Annotated in this window: 2 protein-coding genes and 1 pseudogene; 2 read left to right on the forward strand and 1 reads right to left on the reverse strand. The window is 68.8% G+C overall.

The window, feature by feature from the left end; translation table 11 throughout:
* Positions 1–347 (reverse strand): annotated as a pseudogene (locus E1200_RS32725) (hypothetical protein); the annotation flags it as partial.
* Positions 348–682: 335 nt separating this feature from the next.
* Here E1200_RS32725 and E1200_RS32730 point away from each other — a divergent pair.
* Together E1200_RS32730 and E1200_RS32735 are read left to right on the forward strand one after the other, a co-directional pair.
* On the forward strand, positions 683–1,279 hold the full coding sequence (locus E1200_RS32730; protein WP_243709041.1) for an RNA polymerase sigma factor: 597 nt from the start codon (positions 683–685) through the stop codon (positions 1,277–1,279).
* The gene (locus E1200_RS32735; RefSeq protein ID WP_131956470.1) at positions 1,272–2,135 is read left to right on the forward strand and encodes a CU044_5270 family protein; all 864 of its coding nucleotides are present in this window, start codon (positions 1,272–1,274) and stop codon (positions 2,133–2,135) included. Before E1200_RS32730 ends, E1200_RS32735 begins: the two co-directional genes overlap by 8 nt.
* The last annotated feature ends 96 nt before the right edge of the window (positions 2,136–2,231 follow it).

Raw genomic sequence — 2,231 nt, forward strand, 5'->3', positions numbered from 1 at the left:
GGGCGCCGGGGCTTGTAGTGGGAGTCCTTCCACACGGTGTTCAGGTCATCGATTTCGACGACCGCGTCGCGCGGAACCGTGATCTTCGCCTTGCCGGTGGTGAGTTGCGGCTCGATGTCGACCACCGGGTGCTCGATGACCGCTCGGGCCAGGTTGAGATGCACCCCTCCGAACGCCGACTCGACCTTGAGGTTGCGAGGCACACGCCACGGGCCGCGGCGCCGGATCCGTCCGCTGAGGGCGGCGATCGTGGACGTGTCCGCCCGCTCTTCCGGGAGTGAGGCCAGGGCTGTAGCGAGGTCGCCGTGTGTCTTGGCGGTGAGCGCCTGGTGGAGGAGCCCGTCCATGTTCTTGCGAGATGCGCCCCTGGGAGTACGCGTCCTGGAGACGCCGCACTGCCGAGTCGCGATCTTCTTCGCCGATCGGTCGCGACGGATCGTCCGGGGTGGGGGGGCACTGGCTCACTCTACTGCCGTACCGGGCGATCGCCCTGAGGGCGACATCCCCCCAGTTCTCCCTGACTGCGCGCGCGATTGTCTTTCCGAGACGACCGCCGGAGATTGGGCGGGGGCTGCCCGCCCGCCGCGGAAGCAGAGGATGGGGAGCCCGCCGCCTCGCGGGAACGGTAATCCGGGGTGCGGCGAAGGGGGTGGTGACAGGCGAGTACTTCGGATGAAGGGGTGTGCACGATGGAGATGCGACATTGACCGCCGATTTGAAGCGGCAGGTCGGGGACGCTGAGCTTGTTGCTCGGTTTCGGCGGGATGCGGACGCGTTCACCGCCGTCTACGACCGTTACTTCCTCGACGTGTACCGGTACGCGGTCGGGCGGCTGGACGTGCAGACGGGCGAGGACATCGCCGCGGAGACGTTCTGTGTCGCCTTCGCGCAGCGGGACCGCTTCGATCCCGAACGAGGTGGCCTGCGGCCGTGGCTGTTCGGGATCGCCACGAAGTTGATGGCGCGGCACCGACGCAAAGAGGCCCGGCATTACAAGGCGCTGATGCGGTCGGGAGCGTCGGCGGGTTTCGTCGAGGGTCATGAGGGTCTCGTGGTCACTTCGGTGGCGGCGCAGCGGTTGCAGCCGCAGCTGCTCAAGGCCCTTACCAAGCTGAACCCGGGGGAGCGGGACGTCGTCCTGCTCATCGCCGTGGGGCAGCTCAGTCACGAGGAAGTGGCGCAGACGCTCGGGATCGCGGACGGCACGGTCCGGTCTCGGCTCAGCCGGGCCCGCAAGAAGTTCCAGCAGCTGATCGATCGGGAGGAATTCAATGGATGACCTGCGGCTTCTCGGGGCCACGCTGACCAAGCCCGACCCTTCCGACGAGACCGTCGAGGCCGGTCGGCGACGGTTGCAGATCGCGATGCGGGAGCCCGTTCGGCGGCGCCGGGCCCGGAGGCCGGTGATCGCGATCGGGGTGGCGGTCGCCACGGGCGGCGCGGCCGTCGCCATCGTCGTCGGAGGTGGCGGGGCGCCGGACGCCGGGTCCAAGGACGGGACGGCGGTCGTCCAGATGTCGGGTTCGCAGGTGCTTCTCGCTGCGGCCACCGCGGCGGAGACCAAGCCGGCGGGCTCGGGCAGGTACTGGTATGTGCGGAGCCACTCCCCGAGCAGTGCCAACTACAAGACCTTCGAATCCTGGACCACGGTCGACGGCCGGCAGTGGTCGCGCTTCGATGGAGGAGCCCTGGAGACGTCCCCTGAGCGCTCTCCCATCACGGTGCGCGGGACCCGGCTCGGGCTTGCGGAGATCGCGGAGCTTCCGACCTCTGCCAACGAGCTGAAGGCGACGTTGCTGAAAAGCAGGACCACGGAGCAGAGGAGGGCGCAGATCACGGAGGAGACAAGCCTGCTGGTCCTCTTGACCGATCTGCTCAGCGACGTGCCGGCGCCGCCGAAGGTGCGTGCTGCGGCCCTGCGGGCGCTCGCCACGCTCCCCCACGTCAAGAATCTGGGGAAGGCCCCCGGCGGGCAGAAGCTGCTCTTCGCCGGCGACGGTGGCGGGACGAAACTGGTGGTCAATCCCAAGACCTCCGAGGTGAGCGCCGAAGGCTACGCCGACGTCAACGGGAAGCAGGAGTCGATGGGCGGGACCACCTCCGCGTCCAGATGGACCGACGAACTTCCCCGGTAGCCGCGGCGGCCAGGTCGTGCGGCGATCAGGGACGATCGCCGCACGACCTGGCCTTCTCGTTTGAGGGGGGCGGTTGGGGTGCAGACTCTCGGCGGG

Source organism: Actinomadura sp. GC306, assembly GCF_004348665.1.
Classification (GTDB): domain Bacteria; phylum Actinomycetota; class Actinomycetes; order Streptosporangiales; family Streptosporangiaceae; genus Spirillospora.

Excerpts from the sequence above, each read along its gene's own strand:
- E1200_RS32735 (WP_131956470.1), top strand. The coding sequence starts at position 1,272 with ATGGATGACCTGCGGCTTCTCGGGGCCACGCTGACCAAGCCCGACCCT.